An 18,435-nucleotide genomic window follows, 5' to 3' on the forward strand; every position below is an offset into this window, starting at 1 on the left:
CCCTTTATGCTAGTAGACAAAATAGAATTCATATATGTCCATTGCAATACTCTAGGAGCAAACACATTGAGTGTAGCCTCAAAAATAAATCAAATATCTCTCCAATCCCTTATTAATCTTACCCAACATGATATGGAGCGCGTAAATCAATTTATCCTCTCTATGGCAAAATCAGAGGTTAAAATGATTCCTGAAATTTCCAACCGTCTTATTTTATCAGGTGGAAAGCGATTGCGCCCAATGATCACATTAGCTTCTGCTCATATGTTTGGTTATCAAAGTGATGGGCATATAAAACTTGCAACAGCTGTTGAATTTATGCATACAGCAACCTTGTTACACGATGACGTGATTGATGAAAGTAATTTACGACGCGGAAAATCTACTGCTCGAATGATTTGGGGAAATCAAGCAAGTGTACTTGTTGGTGATTTCCTGTTAGGACAAGCTTTTAAAATGATGGTTGATGTTGGTTCTATAGAAGCGCTCTCTGTCCTAGCGAACGCTGCTGCAATTATTGCTGAGGGGGAGGTTATGCAACTTTCTGCGGCAAAAAATATACAAACCAGTGCTTCAGACTATCTCAAAATCATCAATGCAAAAACAGCAGCACTTTTTTCAGCTGCTGCTGAAGTCGGACCAATTATTGCAGGTTATAAAGATAAAGAGCGTTCTGCATTACGTGAATATGGTACATTGTTAGGACTAGCTTTCCAATTAATTGATGATGCGCTTGACTATGGTGGCACAGCTAAACATTTAGGAAAAAATATAGGGGACGATTTTAGAGAAGGTAAAATCACAATGCCTGTTATTCTCGCATACGCACGTAGTAATACAGTAGAAAAAGCATTCTGGGAACAAGCTCTTGAAAACGGCAATAACAATGATGAAGCTTTCGCACATGCGCAATACTTAATAGAAAAATATGATAGCCTCTCAGAGACAATAGAGCAAGCACGCATCTATGGAACACGTGCAATCGCTGCTCTTGCCTCAATGAACAAAAGCCTCGCTCACAATGCACTCGTCGAAACTGTTGATTTTTGTATTGCACGCGTAAACTGATTATTTGCAAGAATCATAATATTTTTCAACAAAGTAATCGGATATAATCTACAAACCACAAAATCTATTGATTATCTTAAAAAGGACTAGCTCTATGCACAGTGCGACAATATCCCGCTTTTTTACTCTCTTTATTGCGGGTATCATGTTGATGACTTCAGCTACCTACAGCAAAATAAATGCCGCTATAAATACCACTTCATTTGCAGGCGCCTATTTAGCTGGAAGGGTCGCAAATCATGAAAATAAAACAGATCTTGCTATCAGTTATTTTAAACAAGCACTTGCTCATAAACCTGATAACATTGAAACACAAAAAGAGCTCCTTGAAGCCATGCTCTCCATGGGAATATTCAAAGAAGCTGTTCAGCAAGCAAAAAAATTAAAAAAACAAAATATTATAACTCCCTTTGTTTCCTTAACGTTATCGGTAGAAAGCCTTATAAAAAAAGACTACAAAAATGCCAAGCTTCTTTTGCAATTAAAAGCACCTCCAGCATCCAATAATCCAATAATTGAACTCATTGGTGCGTGGATTACATTCGGATCTGGACAAAAATCTCAAGCAATTGCTGATCTTGAAAAAATCAAAGGGCCTGATTGGTACAACCTTTTTATACACTATCATCTCGCACTCATGAGCGATCTTGCAGAACGTACACAAGACGCAAAAAAATATTTTATTCAAGCACTCAATAACAAACAAGGAACTCTTATCGCCCCTAATACCTATGAACGTATTATAATAGCCTATGCTTCATTTCAATTGCGCCATAAAATGCGTAACCAAGCTCTTCAAACTCTCAAACATGGAGAACAAAAGTTGTCAGGCAGAGAAACACTCAAAAACATACGAAAAAAAGTTGAAAAAAGTGCTTCCTTAGAAAAGTTCGTAAAAACACCCCAACAAGGAGCGGGAGAGGTATTGTACAACTTTGGAACAGCCCTCAACTACAAAAACTCAGGACAAATTGCACTTATTTTCAAACAGTTATCTTTCGCCTTGTACCCTCAAAATGACGCAACATTATTTCAATTGGCAAATATTTCTACTAAATTGGGGAATCCTAATCAAGCCATTAAACTTTACCGCGCCTTACCGCATCAATCCCCTTATTATAGAGATGGACAACTTCAACTTGCATTTCTCTTTGCAAATGATGATAATTACAATGAAGCTATCAAATTACTCTTGTCATTAAAGAAAAAATTTCCCAACGATCGCTCCATTTTGATAACGTTAGCCGCTTTTTATATACAAGATAATAGATTTGTCGAGGCTATCCAAATTCTGAATCATGCCATTGCAAGGATAAAAAAATTTCAACGAGATGATTGGAAACTTTTTTACCAGCGCGGTATCGCTTTCGAACATTCGCAACAATGGACAAAAGCCGAAATTGATCTGCGAAAAGCACTTGAATTTTTCCCTGATCAACCGCAAATCCTTAACTATCTAGGCTATTCACTTGTTGAACGTGGTGAAAAGCTTGAAGAATCACTCCATATGTTGCAAAAATCCTCTACATTACAACCGCAAAATAGTTACATCCTTGATTCTCTAGGATGGGCTTATTACAAACTTAAACAATATAACCAAGCTGTTCAAGTACTAGAAAATGCTGTCAAATTACATCCTGAAGATCCAACATTAAATGATCATTTAGGTGATGCCTATTGGCAAGTTGGACGCAAACGTGAAGCAATATTTCAGTGGAATCATGCAATTGACGGGGACGCAAAAAACGCGAAGGAAATTCAAAAGAAATTGAAATTTGGTTTGCAATAAATAACGATGCTTGACCGTAACCCTATGAGACAATAGACAAGTATAGAAACCGAAGTTCCTTTCGTTTTTGTCTATTGATTAAATATTAAAGAGTATAAAGCGTGAAACTACCTGAACATCTTAATCCAACACGTTCTTTTCAGGGGCTTATCTTAACTTTACAAAATTATTGGGCTCATTATGGATGCGCAATTTTGCAACCTTATGATATGGAAGTCGGGGCTGGAACTTTTCATCCGTCTACAACATTACGCTCATTGGGGCCACGCCCTTGGAAAGTGGCATACGTTCAACCTTCTCGACGCCCAACAGATGGTCGATATGGTAAAAATCCAAATCGCTTACAGCACTATTATCAATTCCAAGTTCTTCTCAAGCCTTCTCCCCCCAATTTACAAGAACTTTATATAAAGTCACTACAAGCCATTGGTCTTGATACAAAACTTCATGATATTCGCTTTGTTGAAGATGATTGGGAAAGTCCAACCTTAGGAGCTTGGGGGCTTGGGTGGGAATGTTGGTGCGATGGAATGGAAATTTCTCAATTTACTTATTTTCAACAGGTTTGTGGCATTGAGTGTGCTCCAGTTTCAGGAGAGCTCACCTACGGGCTTGAACGTCTAGCAATGTATATACAGGGTGTTGATAATGTCTATGATCTTAACTTTAATGGCTTAGATGACGAAAACAAAATAAGTTACGGGGATATTTTTTTACAAGCAGAGCAAGAATATTCATACTACAATTTTGAGTTTGCTGATACCAAATTGCTACACCAGCATTTTATCGATGCAGAGCGCGAATGCATCGCACTTCTTGAAGCTGGAAAACCAAATCAAGAAAATGGTCTACATCTGTGTGTTTTTCCAGCTTATGACCAATGTATTAAAGCTAGTCATATCTTTAATCTTTTGCAGGCACGTGGCGTTATTTCTGTGACTGAGCGACAAAGTTATATTCTTCGCGTTCGTGATCTCGCACGCCGCTGTGGAGAAGCTTTCTTGCTCACAAAAGCCGGTCAAATACCCCCTAAAGGAGAGGCCTAATGTCTGATCTTCTTCTGGAACTTTTTAGCGAAGAAATTCCTGCTCGGATGCAACGCAAAGCTGCTGCCGACCTCAAAAAGTCTGTTACGGATCAACTTGTAAAGGCGGGATTAACCTATAAAGCTGCTCGTGAATATTGGACACCTCGTCGGCTAACATTAGACGTACGTGGAATTTCTATGCGCTCAAAAGATATCTATGAAGAACGCAAAGGCCCCAATATAAAATCACCACAGCACGTAATTGATGGCTTCCTACGCGCGACAGGACTGAGCAACATTTCTGAGGCACACATTGCACATGATCATAAGAAAGGCGATTTTTATACCGCTAAAATCATCAAAAAAGGTCGGAATGCAGAAGAAATTATTGCCGATATTTTACCAAATATTATTCGCAACTTTCCATGGCCGAAGTCTATGCGTTGGGGTAAAGATTCAGCAAAAAGTGGAGTGCTAAAGTGGATTCGATCTTTACAAAACATTCTTTGCGTCTTCGGACCAGAAATTGGTGAAACACATGTTATTCCATTTACAATTGATTCTCTCAAAAGCAATAATCTGACCTACGGTCATCGCTTCTTAAGTGAGGAGAAACCACTCCAAATTCGCCGTTTTGATGATTATATCGCCCAACTTGAAGCTCATAAAGTTATTCTCGATGCCGAAAGGCGAAAGAATATTATTTTGGCTGATGCCCAAAATCTTTGCTTTGCAAACGGTTTAGAACTGGTTCAAGATAATGCTCTCTTAGAAGAAGTTGCTGGACTTGTTGAATGGCCTGTTGTTCTTATGGGTAATTTTGACAAATCTTTCCTTGATATCCCTCCAGAAATCATTCGCTTGACCATTCGAGCCCATCAAAAATGTTTTGTAACCCGTAAACAGGGCGAAAAAATCAAGCTCTCTCATCATTTTATTCTCGTTGCTAATATCCTTGCAAATGATGAAGGCAAAGAAATTTCTAAAGGAAATAGTAAAGTTGTCTGTGCTCGTCTTTCCGATGCGCTCTATTTTTGGCAGACAGACCAGCATAATTTGCCCGATATCAAGCAATTGGAATCTTCTGCAAAAAAATTTGATCTTGATTTAAAGAAGCCTCTTGATCAAAGGATGGCACGACTTGATCATTTAAATGTAACTTTCCATGCAAAATTAGGTACACAAGGTGCAAGAGTAGAACGAATTGCTATCATAGCACAAAAAATTGCTCCTTTAGTGCAAGCAAATCCTCTCTTAGCTAAACGTGCAGCAGTACTCGCAAAAGCTGATTTGCAAACAGAAGTAGTTGGAGAATTTTCTGAACTGCAAGGACTCATGGGACGAAAATATGCTCTTCTTCAGGGAGAAAATCCTCGCGTAGCTGAAGCAATCGAAGACCACTATAAACCTCTAGGACCAACAGACCGTGTTCCACAAGAACCTCTTGCTATAACAATTGCGCTGGCTGATAAAATTGATACGCTCATTGGTTTTTGGCTCATTAATGAAAAACCAACCGGTTCAAAAGATCCTTATGCGTTAAGACGAGCAGCATTAGGAATTATTAAGCTTGTGCTTTCGCGTGACTGGAAAATCAATCTTATGCCACTGTTTAATTTGGCAACAAATCTTTTTTTACAACAAAAAATAAAACATGAAATATCCCCAATAGAAACTGAACAGTCGCAGAATATACTTCCAGAAAAAGTACAATATGTTTTAACAGACTTGTTGTCCTTTTTTCATGAACGTTTGAAAATCTATCTAAAAGAAGAAGGTGCCCGTTATGATGCTATTGAAGCAGTCTTAAACAAAGATGCTGATGACTTTTTATTAATCACGCGTCGTGTCGAAGCACTTATTGCCTTTATCAATACAAGTGATGGAAGCAGCTTTTTGGCCGCTGCAAAACGCACTGTAAATATTCTTGAAAATGCATTCCCAAAAGGCACAATAATAGCAAATGAAATTACTCCTGAACTCTTTATTGAAACAGAAGAAAAACAGCTTTATCAAGAAATCATTGAGGTAGAAAAAAAAGTTCGTGATCACATCAATACAACAAATTTATCAGGTGCACTCACTACGCTAGCGCCACTTGGGAAACTTATCGATATATTTTTTGAAAAAGTATTGGTGAATGATAAAAATCCTGATATTCGCACTAATCGCCTTACTCTTCTCAAACGTATCCATACCATTACAGAAGCAGTAGCAGATTTCTCAAAACTTGTAGTATAAAATTTAAACATTCTCTAAATAAAAAATGATGAAGATAAAATTTCTCTACTTGCTGTTATTAAATATTAAAAAATATTATGGGAAAATTCCAGCATGAATTTTGGTATAATTCTAAAAGCAGTTGTAGAATTTGTAATGCAAATATTACTTTATGATAACTGCTCAAAAAGTTGTGTAATTATCAAACAACAAGATATTAGCTTATAATGGTATTTCATCGTTTTACATACTCTATGAGAAACATTAAATACAGTAAGAACTCCCTATGAATAACAAAACGTTTATTTTTACTTCACAGCAGCGCATAGGGAAAAACTATTTGAAAATGGTAAATACACTTCCCATGAACCGCCTAAATACAAGAACAGCCACAACATTTCAAGCTAGTAAATTAAAATAATAGCGTCTTACAGATCTTGCGTTATACCATCCATGACAGTGTCAAAAGATGAACTTGAGGACAAGGTAGAGCATTTCTCTAAACTAAGTGCGAAAATTAATAGTACGAGAAAAATCTGAAAAAGATAAAACACTCAATATTAAAAAGGCACTATGCTGTTAAAATTAAATACTCCAAACTGCCATTAATCATTAATTAAGATATGCTTTCATTTTGGTAAGAAATTCTTCACCAAGAGACTCTTTAATAAGTTCATTCGCTTTATTAGAATCTAATTCTTTTGCTATAAGTGTACGTGCAGCAGAAACTGCTAAATCGATAGCAGATGAAGAAACCATACGTATTGCATGAGCTTCTGCTTGAGCAATTTTTTGCTCTGCTAACTTATTGCGATTCCTTACATATTCTTCCGTTTTTGTACGAGCCTGAGCGATAATAGCCGCAACTTCATGCTTAGCTGCTGCAATAATCTCTTGGGCATCCTTCTCTGCTTCTGCGTGTTTGCGCTGATATTCAGCCAGCACCTCCTGTGCCTCTTCACGAAGACGCAGAGCTTCATCAAGCTCCTCTTTTATACGCTTTGCTCGTGCATCAAGATGGTGTACAATCATCTGTGGAATTTTGAAATAAACCAAAAGAGCTAGAAAAAGAATTAACCCAACAAAAGCCCAAAAAGTATCAGTCATTCTCGTATCCTTCAGTAATCAGCAACTTTAATAACTGAACGAACAGCCTCTTTGCTCATATTAACATCAGTCAATTTTTTCACGATTTCAAGAGCTACTTCTTCGGCAATAGAGCCAACATTTTGCATAGCCTTATCACGAATCTTTATTATCTGTTTTTCAGCATCTGCTAACTTTTTTCCTAAACTTTCTTCAATTTCCTTTTGTTCAAGCTCTATCTTTTCTTTTAACTCTTCACTCGCCACTTGCGCTATATCATGAGCCCGCAAACGAGCCTCAGCCAATTTCCGCTCGTAAATTTCAACTACGGTATCTGCTTCCTGCTTCATACGCATTGCCTGATCTAAATCAGATGCGATTCGATCTCGACGTGTTTCAATAACACCACCAATACGCGGTACAATTACACGAGAGATAAAGAGATAAAAAAAACCAAAAGAAATTGCCAGCCAAAAAAAGTGCGAACCAAAATACACAAAATCAAAAGGCGGAAACACACGATCCGCATGCTCTGCCATATTCTTGATATGTTCTATAGGCGCTTCAGTAGTCTGTGCATAAGCGTTGGAAACAAACATCTTCTTTCATCTTTCAAAAAACTCATTAAAGCCCCCCAACAACCGATGACAATTAACTAACGTTCTTTCCGTTAAGAAAAAAGGGGGATACCTGCCTCTCATTATAGAAAACAAGAACCCCCTTAAGACAATAATCAAACCCCAAAAAGAAGCAACAAAGCAATGAGCAATGAAAAAATACCCAAAGCTTCCGTCACAGCAAAACCAAAGACGAGACGACCAAACTGACTATCTGCTGCTGATGGATTGCGTAATGCCCCAGAAAGATAGCTACCAAAAATATTTCCAAGGCCCAAAGCTGTCCCAGCCATACCAAAGCAAGCAAGACCAGCGCCAATATATTTTGCTGCAAGCACTAATTCCATATTATTCTCCTTTTAGCGAAATTATACTATTCGACGGAAAACCGCCAATTTCATTAATGTCCTGGATGAACTGCATCATTAAGATACATACAAGTCAGAACCGTAAAGACATAAGCCTGAAGAAATGCAACCAAAAATTCAAGAGCAGTAATCGCTACGGTCATGACAAGCGGCAAAACCGAACCGCCAACACCTACAATCCCTACCCCAATCATTGAGACAATAAAACCAGAAAATACTTTGAGAGTAATATGACCAGCAAGCATATTAGCAAAAAGACGAAGTGAAAGACTAATAGGACGAGAAAGAAACGAAATAACCTCAATCATCGTAACCAGAGGCAAAACCACAACAGGCACACCACTGGGAACAAACAATCTCAAAAAACTGACTCCATGCTTATAAAAACCATAACCAATCACTGTCAAAATTACTACCATAGCCAATGAGAACGTAATCATAATCTGAGAGGTAATTGTATAAAAATAGGGAAAAAGACCAATAAAGTTAGCAACCAAAATAAAAGTAAACAAGGAAAAAACTAAAGGAAAAAATTTCATTCCCTGCACACCAGATGATTCTCGTAAAGTCGACGCTACAAATTCATACGCAACTTCTGAAAAAGACTGCATTCGCGTTGGAACTAGCCCACGACTTGATGATGAAATGAAGAGAAAAACTGAAGTTACAACAACTGTAGCTACTATAAAAAATGATACATTTGTAAACGATAAATCCATATCTCCTATGGAAATCTTTATCAGCCGCGAAACCTCAAATTGATGGATAGGATCTGGAGCGTGTGATGTCACTTCAACCTCATTTATCGGACCTCTTATCGGTCCCTTTATCTGGGCGCAATACGCCTTTTTGCCTTAATCGACTGGAAGGAATATACCCCACAGTTCGAAGAACACTCAATACACCAGCAGCAAATCCGAGAAAAAGAAAAAACACCAACCCCCATGGTAATGAACCTGCTAACTTATCAAATCCCAACCCCAAAACAACGCTTACAACAATACTCGCCAGAAACTCACTGGAAAGCTTAATCGCATGCGCTACCCTCCCTTGTGACTCTCCTCCCTCATTCTCGTACTTCTGCTTCTCTAATGCTTTCTTACGCATTAAAGCTCTACCTAAATTTTCACTCCGACATTCTAAATCCTCTGAACGAAAGCGTCCCCCTTGCTCTTTTTCTTCAGCTCCTTCCCGTGACACAACGGGTTCACCGCCCTCCACCATAATTAGCTCCTTAGTCAAAAAGCAAAGTAAGAACGTATCTCATAAAACCTTGGACATCATATTGTTCCTGAATTTATTCGTCAAGACGCTAAAAGAAATCTATCACAATTTATCGCATGAATAACGTATCTTTCAATTTTATACATCCAATTACTAATGCACCTTAAAACGATCAGTCTCACCTGCGAATAATATGTTTCCACCTCACCTCTAGCAACCCATATCTGTTCTCACGCCGCAGCTCTAAAAACATTCTGGGAAAATATCCTCCTCAACAAGCCAAATATTGTACATTTCATCCATCATTAGTAAATAGACTATCATCGATGATGACTTCTACATCTTTTAATGCACAACATAGCTCTACAATTTAATATCCATTATGCAGTAAGATTACGTAAATAGAATTTTAAACACAAGTTCTAAACTACTTTGTATAACTGTAATCAACTTTTTCAGTCCTTCTCCTTGTACTTGAAATATTAATAAATGGAAAAATACTTTTGTTTTTTATTTGCATAGTCCGCCGCAAATTAGCATCTGACCTACAATTTCATAGATATTAAGTTTTCCTTTACGCAAGCCAGCAAAATACTCTTTGCTTGGCGCTAGTTGTTATAACTACTCTTGCATTAAGATAATTCATGTCTTTCTGGAGCGTGCTGCAAAAGGATTATCAGATGCTCGTAATGATATGCGAATTGGTACACCAAACATATCAAATGTATTACGTAATTCATTGGAAAGGTAACGTACATATGATTGAGGCATTACCTTTGGTCGTGAACAAGAAATCACAAATCCAGGAGGACGTGTTTTAACCTGTGTTATATATTTAACCTTAAGGCGGCGCCCCGAAATCGCAGGTGGTGGGTGATGCGTAACAACCGTTTCAAGCCATCTGTTTAATTTAGCCGTAGAAATACGGCGGTTCCATACACAGTGCATTATCATGACATTTTCCATCAGTTTATCAATGCCTTGACCATATTGACCCGATAAAGGGATAGCTCTCAAACCACGAACCTGAGGGAGAAGACGAGTACATTTTTCATGCAAATCAATTAATGTTGCCTGCCTATTTTCAATAAGATCCCATTTATTAAAAGCAATAAGCGGAACCCGTCCTTCACGAATCACAAGATCAACAATTTGTAAATCCTGCTTTTCAAAAGGCGCAGTTGCATCAAAAACGATCACTACAACCTCTGCGAAACGAATTGCACGTAAAGTATCCGCAACGGAAAGTTTTTCTAATTTTTCTTGAATTTTTGATTTTCGACGCAAGCCTGCAGTATCAAAAAGCTTAACATGACGACCGTTCCATTCCCAATCTACAGAAATGGAATCGCGTGTAAGCCCCGCTTCAGGCCCTGTCAACAAACGATCCTGTCCTAACATTTTATTGATAAGGGTTGATTTTCCTGTATTTGGACGACCAGCAACCGCAATTCGGATGGGTTTACTTTCATCGTAAACAGAGTCCTCTTCCTCAAAATCATCCACATCATAACCAACAGATACAGGCTGTACAGCAGTATGTTCTTCTTTGATCCTACTCTTTAAAGCTTTTTCTTTACCAATAGCATCGATAATTGCATCACGAAGATCTGAAAAACCTAAACCATGTTCAGCAGATATTGGGCAAGATTCCCCCAAACCTAATGACCACGCTTCATACTCTCCCCCCATGGCTGCTTTTGATTCGGACTTATTAGCAACAAGCACAATCGGTTTTCCTGACTTGCGAACCAATGAAGCAAAATTTAAATCACTCGGCGTTATTCCACTCTTTGCATCAAACATGAATAAAATGAGATCCGCTTCATCAACGGCAACCTTCGTGTGAGAGCGCATACGACCTTCAAGTGTATGATCACCTGCTTCTTCAAGCCCAGCCGTATCAATTACATCAAATCGCAGATCTTGAAGTTTTGCCGCATGAATACGCCTATCACGAGTCACACCTGGCTTATCATCAACCAAAGCCAATTTTTGCCCAACCAAACGATTAAAGAGTGTTGACTTCCCAACATTGGGGCGACCAACTATAGCAATGGTAAGGCTCATAAATTTATTCCTTATTTGCCTTGCCTTCAGCTTGCATAAGCTCAAGCATAATCCGAGCTCGATCTGTTATTTTTAATCCGAGCGCACCTTCTTTAGAAATCTTTCGAAAATAATCAACTGCCTCATCTATTTTATCAGCTTTATATGCTGCTAAACCCAAAACCTCTCTAGCAGACATCCGCATAGGATCAATATCATTTTCCATATCTTTGACGCGCTTTTTGACATCATCTAAGGTCCCTGTATCAACCAAAATATAAGCTGCCCGAATTTTTGCAACTTTCCGCAAAATTTGCGGTGCTTTTTCATCGTCCGCGACAGAATCAAAGACCTCCACTGATTTGACAACATCACCTTGTTCCATGAGTAAAGAAGCCTCACGCAAACGAGCCAGAAAAGGATACCCTCCAAAGTTAGAGACTTTAACACTTTCCAATTGCGTCATAGCTTCATCAAAATGACGTGTATCCGCAAAATCAAGGCTTTTTACAAATGCATCACCAATATATCCAGCTTTCTTTATTTGTTCATGATGATAAATTTGATAAATGACGATCATCAGGACAAAAATAATGGCAGCAACAACAACTGAAACACCATAACGTCTCCAAAACGCAAGAGCCTTTTCCTGACGAAATTCAGCATTAACTTCAGCAATAAAACTATCATATGACATGATTCATACCTTGGAAAAAATTTACTTTCTGTGCTTTTACGCGTAAATAGACAAAGATGGTAGCCCTAATCAACCAAAAAACCTAAAATTACGAGCTCATTAATTTCAAATAGATGCGTATCTGAATCGCTTGAACTTTTGCAACCGTATCAACAAAAAACGATATAATTGCCTTTTAGTTCATATTATAGTTTTTACATCTCTTTAAATTTTGTAAAAAAATTATCACAGCCTTAATATCCACCATACATGCTTGCCTATAATCTCAAAAGCTATTTGTGCTCCCCTCCTCGTTGTATGACAGAAATCTCTCTTTAAAAATCCTAAAAGCAATGATTACATTGTACTTTTCAAAATTCTCAGTTGTATAATTACTTAAACAATAAGAAACCAATTCATAAAAAAAATCTTTTACAAGAAGTGTATCTCCGCAATTTAGCTTCATCCGATTGACGACCTTTTGTAATTGATACTTACGGTATCTGAAAATGTTCTATTGTAATGGCCAAATCCACATGAGCATTGGAACAGCAACAATAACTATCAATACTGCCAATGGAGCCCCAAAGCGTGGGTAATCACTAAAACGATATCCCCCTGGTGCCATCACGAGCATATTACTTTGATGCCCAATAGGTGTGAGAAACTCACACCCTGCACCAATTGCAACCGCCATCAAAAAAGCTTCAGGCTTATAATGAAGAGAATGAGCAAAACTCGACGCAATGGGAGCTACCATCATAACTGTTGCTGCATTATTCAAAAATGGTGTTACCAACATGGCTGTAATTAACATAAGTGCCAATGCACCAGATGGTGGAAAAAATACCGCCAATTGGCTAAGCCATTGACCTATGAGATCTGTGCATCCTGTCTTCTCTAGCGCTTCACTTACGGGAATAAGTGTTGCTAATAATACTAATATTTGGCCATCTAATGCTTGATATAAATCACGTGCTGGCAAAATTCGAAAGATAACCATTGCTGCTGCTGCAGAAAAAAAAGAAAAGGCAACTGGTACGATATGAAAAGCTGTAAAAATGATCGCTATAAAGAGAATAGCTAAAGATACGAAACCATGTCGTAAATTGCCAAATACAATATTACGTTTTGCTAAGGGTAAACATTTCAACTCCCGTAATAAATTTGGAATAACCATATCCTGTCCCTGCAAAACAATCACATCTCCAAGATGGAAAACAATATCACCAAGCCTTCCCCGTACCCTTTCATGCTGACGGCTTAACGCAAGCAAATTTACATCATAGTGATCAAATAGCAAAAACTCTTTCGCACTGATACCAATAAGAGGGGAATTGTGTGTAATGACAGCCTCAATAATATCGATATCACTATCCTTATCACCCGTAGAAATAATTCGCCCCGTAGAAAATTCTAAGCGAGCAAAATTCATAACACTTTCTAATCCTGTATGCGAACCTTCTAGCAAAACAATATCGTTTTCAGATAAAATAAAATCTGGTAATGGCGATATAGATACTGCATTTCTGATGATTTGAATCACCATCACATCACCACCTGATGGTTTAACGAGATCAACAATAGTTTTTCCCACAATCGGTGAGTTCGTTGGAATGTGCACTTCCGAAACATAGTTACGAATATCGATAGCATCATCAAAAGATACACCTGAACGTACACGCACAGGTAAACGCCAAGAAAAAAAGACCAAATATAATACACCAGCAGTAGCAACAGCTGCACCAACCGGTGTAAAATCAAACATAGTAAAAGGAACCCCAGTTAGACGTTCTCGCATAGCTGAAATGACAACGTTTGGAGAAGTCCCTATCTGCGTCATAAGACCGCCCAACAAAGAACCAAATGCCATGGGCATTAAAAAGACAGAAGGTGAAACCTGAGAACGACGAGCAAATTGAAAAGCAATCGGAAGCATGATAGCTAAAGCACCAATGTTTTTAACAAACATCGATAAAACCACTACAGAAATAACTAAAAAAGCCAATTGAAAACGCACTGATTTCACATCTGGCCATATCCGTTGAATAATAAATTCCATTATACCAGAACGCGATACAGCCGTACTAACAACAAACACACTTCCTACAATAATAACAATATCATTACTAAAACCGCTAAACGCCTCCTTCGGACTGACAAGGCCAACACTACAAGCAATCAATAATGTACAAATAGCAACAAGATCATAACGGAATCGATCCCAAATAAAAACAATCATCATAAGACCAATGATAGAAAAAGCCATTATTTGATTTTCTGTCATGACTCCCATCTCTCCCCGTTAGATTACAATAAAAAACATCCATTTTATATTTTAACTGTTCCTATAAACAGCAGCAAGATAAAAGCAGACATGGGTACCCTTGAGAATGTTTTAAAGCGATAAAAAATTATGATCAGCATATACTTCCCTTATATCTGTGAGTAATTTTTATAAAATACCAAAACCAAAGAAAATTGGTGACAGTTTATAAAAGCATATTGTAAAAAATATTAGAATGCCTCTACATATAAAAGGATTAGAAGTAGATAACTGTTGAAACTGGTGCACGCATATTTTAACCTTTACATTGCTTAAAGAAATTTATCTCCACTTCTCATAAAAAATGATAAAAGCGAAAGAAAAAATGATGGGCAATCTTAACAGTGGGTATCGAGAAAAACTAAAATACTGGCTAACTTGTATTATTGGATTTATTGCTATTCTGGCAATTATAGTTGTTGGTAGTTTTTATATGGCAAAACCTTATCTAGACAGTTTTGTGAGACGAGAAATAGCCCGCCGTTCAATAAAAGCAGAGACATCAGAAGTCAGTATTATAGGCAAAGTCAATTTAACAAACGTTACACTACCAGCCCCTGCCGGCATATCACTTAAAATTGGTGCCGTTTCTGCCCGCCCTCCTATTTCCTTTATTCCTGGGACTTTTATTCTTTATAATGTTGACCTACAGCATAATAATATTCATATACAAATTCCTCAAATTTCTCTTAAGGGTGTGTCTTTAAAAGAAAAAAACACTGCGATCACATCACATCTCTTACAATTAATTACGCGTATTGAACTTGCATCAATTATTGCTCCAGATATACTGCTTTCTATAAAAAATAAAAATAAACTAACCGAAAAAGTTGAAATAAAAGATTTTCAGCTTTTTGGCTTTAAAAATGGTCATATCCGTTCTGTTGGCATAAAAAATATGGACCTTACTACGACAGCCGCAAATGGTGGTAAGCAAATGCATCTTACCGCCAAAAGCAGTACAATGAAGGCTCATGATATCGACATCAATTACGCTTATTCTATCATTTTCGGAAAGAATACTGCTCTCAATCAAGGAGAAGCTATTACAGGTCCCATTTCTCTAAATAATATAATAGTTGATATTTTTGAAGATACAGAACAAAATGCCTCTTTTTCTCTCGGCCAATTTAAAACATCTGGTCTAAAGATGAAGCCACTCGAACAAACACCTGAAAAATTGTTCAAAGCTTATCTTAACGCAAAGAAAAAAAACAATCTGGTTGCTGAAAAAACAGCACGGAATGATATTCTTCTAAACACACTTTTCGCCATTACCTCAGCTGATGCCAAAGTTGATAATGTCACTGTTGATATACCGCAGTTTAAAGCAATGCTTGGATCATTCCAATTCAAACCAAGCTTGTGGAAACAGCCTATACCAAAAAAACTTTTTCTTTCTCTTGATAACCTCTCAATTTTACCTAAAAAAATGGAAGAAAAAGACTTAGACTTCCTCAAAAAAATGAACTTTGAACGCTTTGATATGTCCGGAAAACTTGATATTTCTTACGATGAGAGAAAGCGTACGATACTTCTGAATGCAATAACTTTCAACATAAAAAATGTTGGCTCTGGGGAAATATCAGCTAAAGTTATTAATGTTGATGAAAAACTCTTTTCTGGTCAGAAAAATGTAATGATTACAGCCTCTCAAGATCTTGGAATTCATAAAATTGACATACGCTATACTGATGCAGGTTTCATTGATAAGCTTTTTTCTTATCTTGCAAAAAGTCTTAATGATAGAAAACATGACCTCAAACAAGAACTCTATGATGATTTTTATCTGATGATGACACAAAGTCCAAAAATATTTCTAAAAGATCATGATGAAGCTGAAAGTATCTCAAAATCTTTTGGTGACTTTGCTAAAAATCCCCAAACATTGACCATTAAAATTAAAGCAAAAGATAATAAAGTCCTTACAATAGCTGATCTCGAATCCGCACTACAAAATGATTTATCCACAGCTTTGAGCAAAGTACATTTAACTGTAAAAAATGAAGCTTCACCCTAAAAAAACATGCTTAGCTTTAAAGATGATAATCTTGTCTATAAATTTTTAAGAGCTTTATTCCTCTTCGTTTCTTTTGTATGATACGAGAGAGCGTCATAGAGTAGTTTACGTAAAGAGTATATGTTCGTAAAATTGTCGATACTTGGAATTGTTCATGTCTGATTTATCTTCAAATCGCCTGCCTAATCGCGCTTCTCGCGTTACAAATCGAGCGCTTTCCGCTATCGAACGTTTTCTCCATATTGAGGCTCTCAGCGGCATTGTGCTTTTATTAGCTGCCGCTGCTGCACTCGTTTTTGCCAATTCTGAATATGCTTCTCTCTATGAATCCTTTTTGCATACACCTTTTGGCTTTAAATTTGGCCATTTTACCCTCTCATGGGATTTGCATTTTTGGGTTAATGATGCCCTTATGACTGTTTTCTTTCTTGTCGCTGGAATGGAAATCCGACGTGAAATTCATGAAGGTGCTCTCGCTAATTTTAAACAAGCAATTTTGCCAATTGTTGCAGCAATAGGTGGCGTTTGTTTCCCTGCAATTATTTATCTCAGCTTCAACTTTAACGGGGGACATACACACGGTTGGGCTGTGCCAACGGCCACAGATATTGCCTTTGCGCTAGGCATTCTAGCTCTTCTTGGAAAAAAAATTCCTTCTAATCTCCATATCATTCTCTTATCCTTAGCAATTATTGATGATATTATCGCTGTTCTTATTATTGCTTTCTTCTACTCGACGAACATTGATCCTAATGGTTTAGTTATTGCAGCTGTAGGTATTGCTTTAGTGTTATTTTTTCAATGGATTGGCCTCGCATCAGCATGGCTTTACGTTCTACCCGGTGCAATCATTTGGTGGGGCTTAATGGTAACAGGTGTTCATCCATCACTTGCTGGTGTAATTCTAGGTATGATGACTCCAGTTTTTCCTACTCGAACTCTTGTAGCACCGCTCACAATGTTAAGCAGCGCAATGCAAGTTCTTCAAGAAAAAAATACGAAAACAGACCTGAATCATATCTCAACCGCGTTGAAAAAAATGCGTAAAGGACAGCGTGATATGATTGCTCCAGTAACACGTGTTCAGAAAGCATTGCATCCATGGGTCGCGTACGGCGTAATGCCGATTTTTGCCTTTGCAAATGCTGGTGTTAGTTTTACAAATTTTGACCTTTCTTCTCATGAGTCATTCTTGATTGTATCCGGTGTGGTTATTGGTCTCTTTGTTGGTAAACCTTTTGGTATTATCACTGCTAGTTATTTGTCCGTAAAATCAGGACTATGCCGCCTACCTCCTCATATGACATGGACAGGTATTTTACTCATTGGATTTTTAGCAGGAATTGGCTTTACAATGTCTATTTTTGTTTCAATGCTTGCTTTTAAAGATATTATTTTGCTTGATTCCGCAAAAATCGGGGTACTTTGTGGATCTAGTTTGTCTGCTCTTGTCGGCCTTGGATATGGAGTCATTTACATCAAGCGCAATAAAAAAATGCCTCATAGCTCCCAATAAACCAAGTGACAATGCGCTTTTGTACTCATTTTTAAAAGCGCTTTCCCTCTGAACCTAACCCCTATTTATAAACTTTATAAGAGAGATTTAATCAAAAACAATACGTAATTTGTTCCAATAATATGCCTTCATTTTATTAAAACATTAAAATTTTGATGGATTAATCAAATGGATGATGTATATTGAAATAATTAACAAATAGGCAATGCAGAACGAATTGTTTATTGCAAATGTTTGTACTAAAATCGCAGGTGGTAATTTCAAACATCTCAACTTATTGTTATTATGCAAACTGCAGCTTCGATAACAAAGCGCATATCGTGTGATTCACTGAAAGCTATGAGAAACTTTTTTCTGCATATGATGTCAATAAACTCATATCCAAAGCCGACTATAGAAAATAAACCAAGAGCTATACAATCGGTATGCTAAGGGAAAAGAAGGCTTTA

The 18,435-nt window shown here is 37.4% G+C and carries 14 protein-coding genes; 6 read left to right on the forward strand and 8 right to left on the reverse strand.

Annotation, left to right across the window (positions count from 1 at the left end):
• Positions 1 to 6 precede the first annotated feature (6 nt).
• The 4 genes from GQO39_RS00720 (at position 7) to glyS (ending at position 6,125) form a co-directional block, all read left to right on the forward strand.
• Positions 7 to 1,068 carry a polyprenyl synthetase family protein gene (locus tag GQO39_RS00720; RefSeq protein ID WP_156850518.1) on the forward strand — a complete coding sequence of 354 codons (1,062 nt, stop codon included), beginning with the start codon at positions 7 to 9 and terminating at the stop codon, positions 1,066 to 1,068.
• Between the two features lie 94 nt (positions 1,069 to 1,162).
• The gene (locus GQO39_RS00725) at positions 1,163 to 2,857 is read left to right on the forward strand and encodes a tetratricopeptide repeat protein (RefSeq protein WP_156850519.1); all 1,695 of its coding nucleotides are present in this window, start codon (positions 1,163 to 1,165) and stop codon (positions 2,855 to 2,857) included.
• A 101-nt stretch (positions 2,858 to 2,958) separates the two neighbouring features.
• Positions 2,959 to 3,903 carry a glycine--tRNA ligase subunit alpha gene (locus GQO39_RS00730; protein ID WP_156850520.1) on the forward strand — a complete coding sequence of 315 codons (945 nt, stop codon included), beginning with the start codon at positions 2,959 to 2,961 and terminating at the stop codon, positions 3,901 to 3,903.
• Positions 3,903 to 6,125, forward strand: a complete 2,223-nt coding sequence (gene glyS, locus GQO39_RS00735; RefSeq protein ID WP_156850521.1) for a glycine--tRNA ligase subunit beta — start codon at positions 3,903 to 3,905, stop codon at positions 6,123 to 6,125. Before GQO39_RS00730 ends, glyS begins: the two co-directional genes overlap by 1 nt.
• A gap of 591 nt (positions 6,126 to 6,716) precedes the next feature.
• Here glyS and GQO39_RS00740 read toward each other — a convergent pair.
• From GQO39_RS00740 to GQO39_RS00775, 8 genes are all read right to left on the reverse strand, one after another.
• A complete protein-coding gene (locus GQO39_RS00740) occupies positions 6,717 to 7,211 on the reverse strand; it encodes a F0F1 ATP synthase subunit B (protein WP_007553125.1) in 495 nt (164 codons plus the stop codon).
• Positions 7,212 to 7,222: 11 nt separating this feature from the next.
• Positions 7,223 to 7,789, reverse strand: coding sequence for a F0F1 ATP synthase subunit B (locus GQO39_RS00745; protein ID WP_156850522.1), 567 nt, complete (start codon positions 7,787 to 7,789; stop codon positions 7,223 to 7,225).
• A gap of 134 nt (positions 7,790 to 7,923) precedes the next feature.
• The gene (locus GQO39_RS00750; protein ID WP_004860748.1) at positions 7,924 to 8,154 is read right to left on the reverse strand and encodes a F0F1 ATP synthase subunit C; all 231 of its coding nucleotides are present in this window, start codon (positions 8,152 to 8,154) and stop codon (positions 7,924 to 7,926) included.
• 53 nt (positions 8,155 to 8,207) lie between these two features.
• Positions 8,208 to 8,966: a F0F1 ATP synthase subunit A gene (locus GQO39_RS00755; protein WP_007553128.1), complete on the reverse strand. Its 759-nt coding sequence runs from the start codon at positions 8,964 to 8,966 to the stop codon at positions 8,208 to 8,210.
• Between the two features lie 7 nt (positions 8,967 to 8,973).
• A complete protein-coding gene (locus tag GQO39_RS00760) occupies positions 8,974 to 9,399 on the reverse strand; it encodes an AtpZ/AtpI family protein (protein ID WP_156850523.1) in 426 nt (141 codons plus the stop codon).
• 642 nt (positions 9,400 to 10,041) lie between these two features.
• A complete protein-coding gene (gene der / locus GQO39_RS00765) occupies positions 10,042 to 11,469 on the reverse strand; it encodes a ribosome biogenesis GTPase Der (RefSeq protein WP_156850524.1) in 1,428 nt (475 codons plus the stop codon).
• A gap of 4 nt (positions 11,470 to 11,473) precedes the next feature.
• Entirely contained in the window at positions 11,474 to 12,145 is a 672-nt protein-coding gene (locus GQO39_RS00770; protein ID WP_156850525.1) for a DUF2659 family protein, read from the reverse strand.
• Positions 12,146 to 12,638: 493 nt separating this feature from the next.
• Positions 12,639 to 14,411 carry an SLC13 family permease gene (locus GQO39_RS00775; protein ID WP_156850526.1) on the reverse strand — a complete coding sequence of 591 codons (1,773 nt, stop codon included), beginning with the start codon at positions 14,409 to 14,411 and terminating at the stop codon, positions 12,639 to 12,641.
• Between the two features lie 367 nt (positions 14,412 to 14,778).
• Here GQO39_RS00775 and GQO39_RS00780 point away from each other — a divergent pair, with 367 nt between their 5' ends.
• Both GQO39_RS00780 and nhaA read left to right on the forward strand, forming a co-directional pair.
• Positions 14,779 to 16,470: an aq_1923 C-terminal domain gene (locus GQO39_RS00780; protein WP_156850563.1), complete on the forward strand. Its 1,692-nt coding sequence runs from the start codon at positions 14,779 to 14,781 to the stop codon at positions 16,468 to 16,470.
• Between the two features lie 154 nt (positions 16,471 to 16,624).
• Positions 16,625 to 17,986, forward strand: a complete 1,362-nt coding sequence (nhaA, locus tag GQO39_RS00785; RefSeq protein ID WP_156850527.1) for a Na+/H+ antiporter NhaA — start codon at positions 16,625 to 16,627, stop codon at positions 17,984 to 17,986.
• Positions 17,987 to 18,435: the final 449 nt, after the last annotated feature.

This window comes from Bartonella refiksaydamii (genome assembly GCF_902652675.1).
Taxonomy (GTDB): domain Bacteria; phylum Pseudomonadota; class Alphaproteobacteria; order Rhizobiales; family Rhizobiaceae; genus Bartonella; species Bartonella refiksaydamii.

What these genes read in the sequence shown, in the direction of transcription:
- glyS (WP_156850521.1), top strand. Translation starts at nt 3,903, where the DNA reads ATGTCTGATCTTCTTCTGGAACTTTTTAGCGAAGAAATTCCTGCTCGG.
- GQO39_RS00760 (WP_156850523.1), bottom strand. Translation starts at nt 9,399, where the DNA reads ATGGTGGAGGGCGGTGAACCCGTTGTGTCACGGGAAGGAGCTGAAGAA.
- GQO39_RS00720 (WP_156850518.1), top strand. Translation starts at nt 7, where the DNA reads ATGCTAGTAGACAAAATAGAATTCATATATGTCCATTGCAATACTCTA.
- GQO39_RS00780 (WP_156850563.1), top strand. Translation starts at nt 14,779, where the DNA reads ATGGGCAATCTTAACAGTGGGTATCGAGAAAAACTAAAATACTGGCTA.
- GQO39_RS00775 (WP_156850526.1), bottom strand. Translation starts at nt 14,411, where the DNA reads ATGACAGAAAATCAAATAATGGCTTTTTCTATCATTGGTCTTATGATG.
- GQO39_RS00750 (WP_004860748.1), bottom strand. Translation starts at nt 8,154, where the DNA reads ATGGAATTAGTGCTTGCAGCAAAATATATTGGCGCTGGTCTTGCTTGC.
- der (WP_156850524.1), bottom strand. Translation starts at nt 11,469, where the DNA reads ATGAGCCTTACCATTGCTATAGTTGGTCGCCCCAATGTTGGGAAGTCA.
- nhaA (WP_156850527.1), top strand. Translation starts at nt 16,625, where the DNA reads ATGTCTGATTTATCTTCAAATCGCCTGCCTAATCGCGCTTCTCGCGTT.
- GQO39_RS00725 (WP_156850519.1), top strand. Translation starts at nt 1,163, where the DNA reads ATGCACAGTGCGACAATATCCCGCTTTTTTACTCTCTTTATTGCGGGT.
- GQO39_RS00740 (WP_007553125.1), bottom strand. Translation starts at nt 7,211, where the DNA reads ATGACTGATACTTTTTGGGCTTTTGTTGGGTTAATTCTTTTTCTAGCT.
- GQO39_RS00745 (WP_156850522.1), bottom strand. Translation starts at nt 7,789, where the DNA reads ATGTTTGTTTCCAACGCTTATGCACAGACTACTGAAGCGCCTATAGAA.
- GQO39_RS00770 (WP_156850525.1), bottom strand. Translation starts at nt 12,145, where the DNA reads ATGTCATATGATAGTTTTATTGCTGAAGTTAATGCTGAATTTCGTCAG.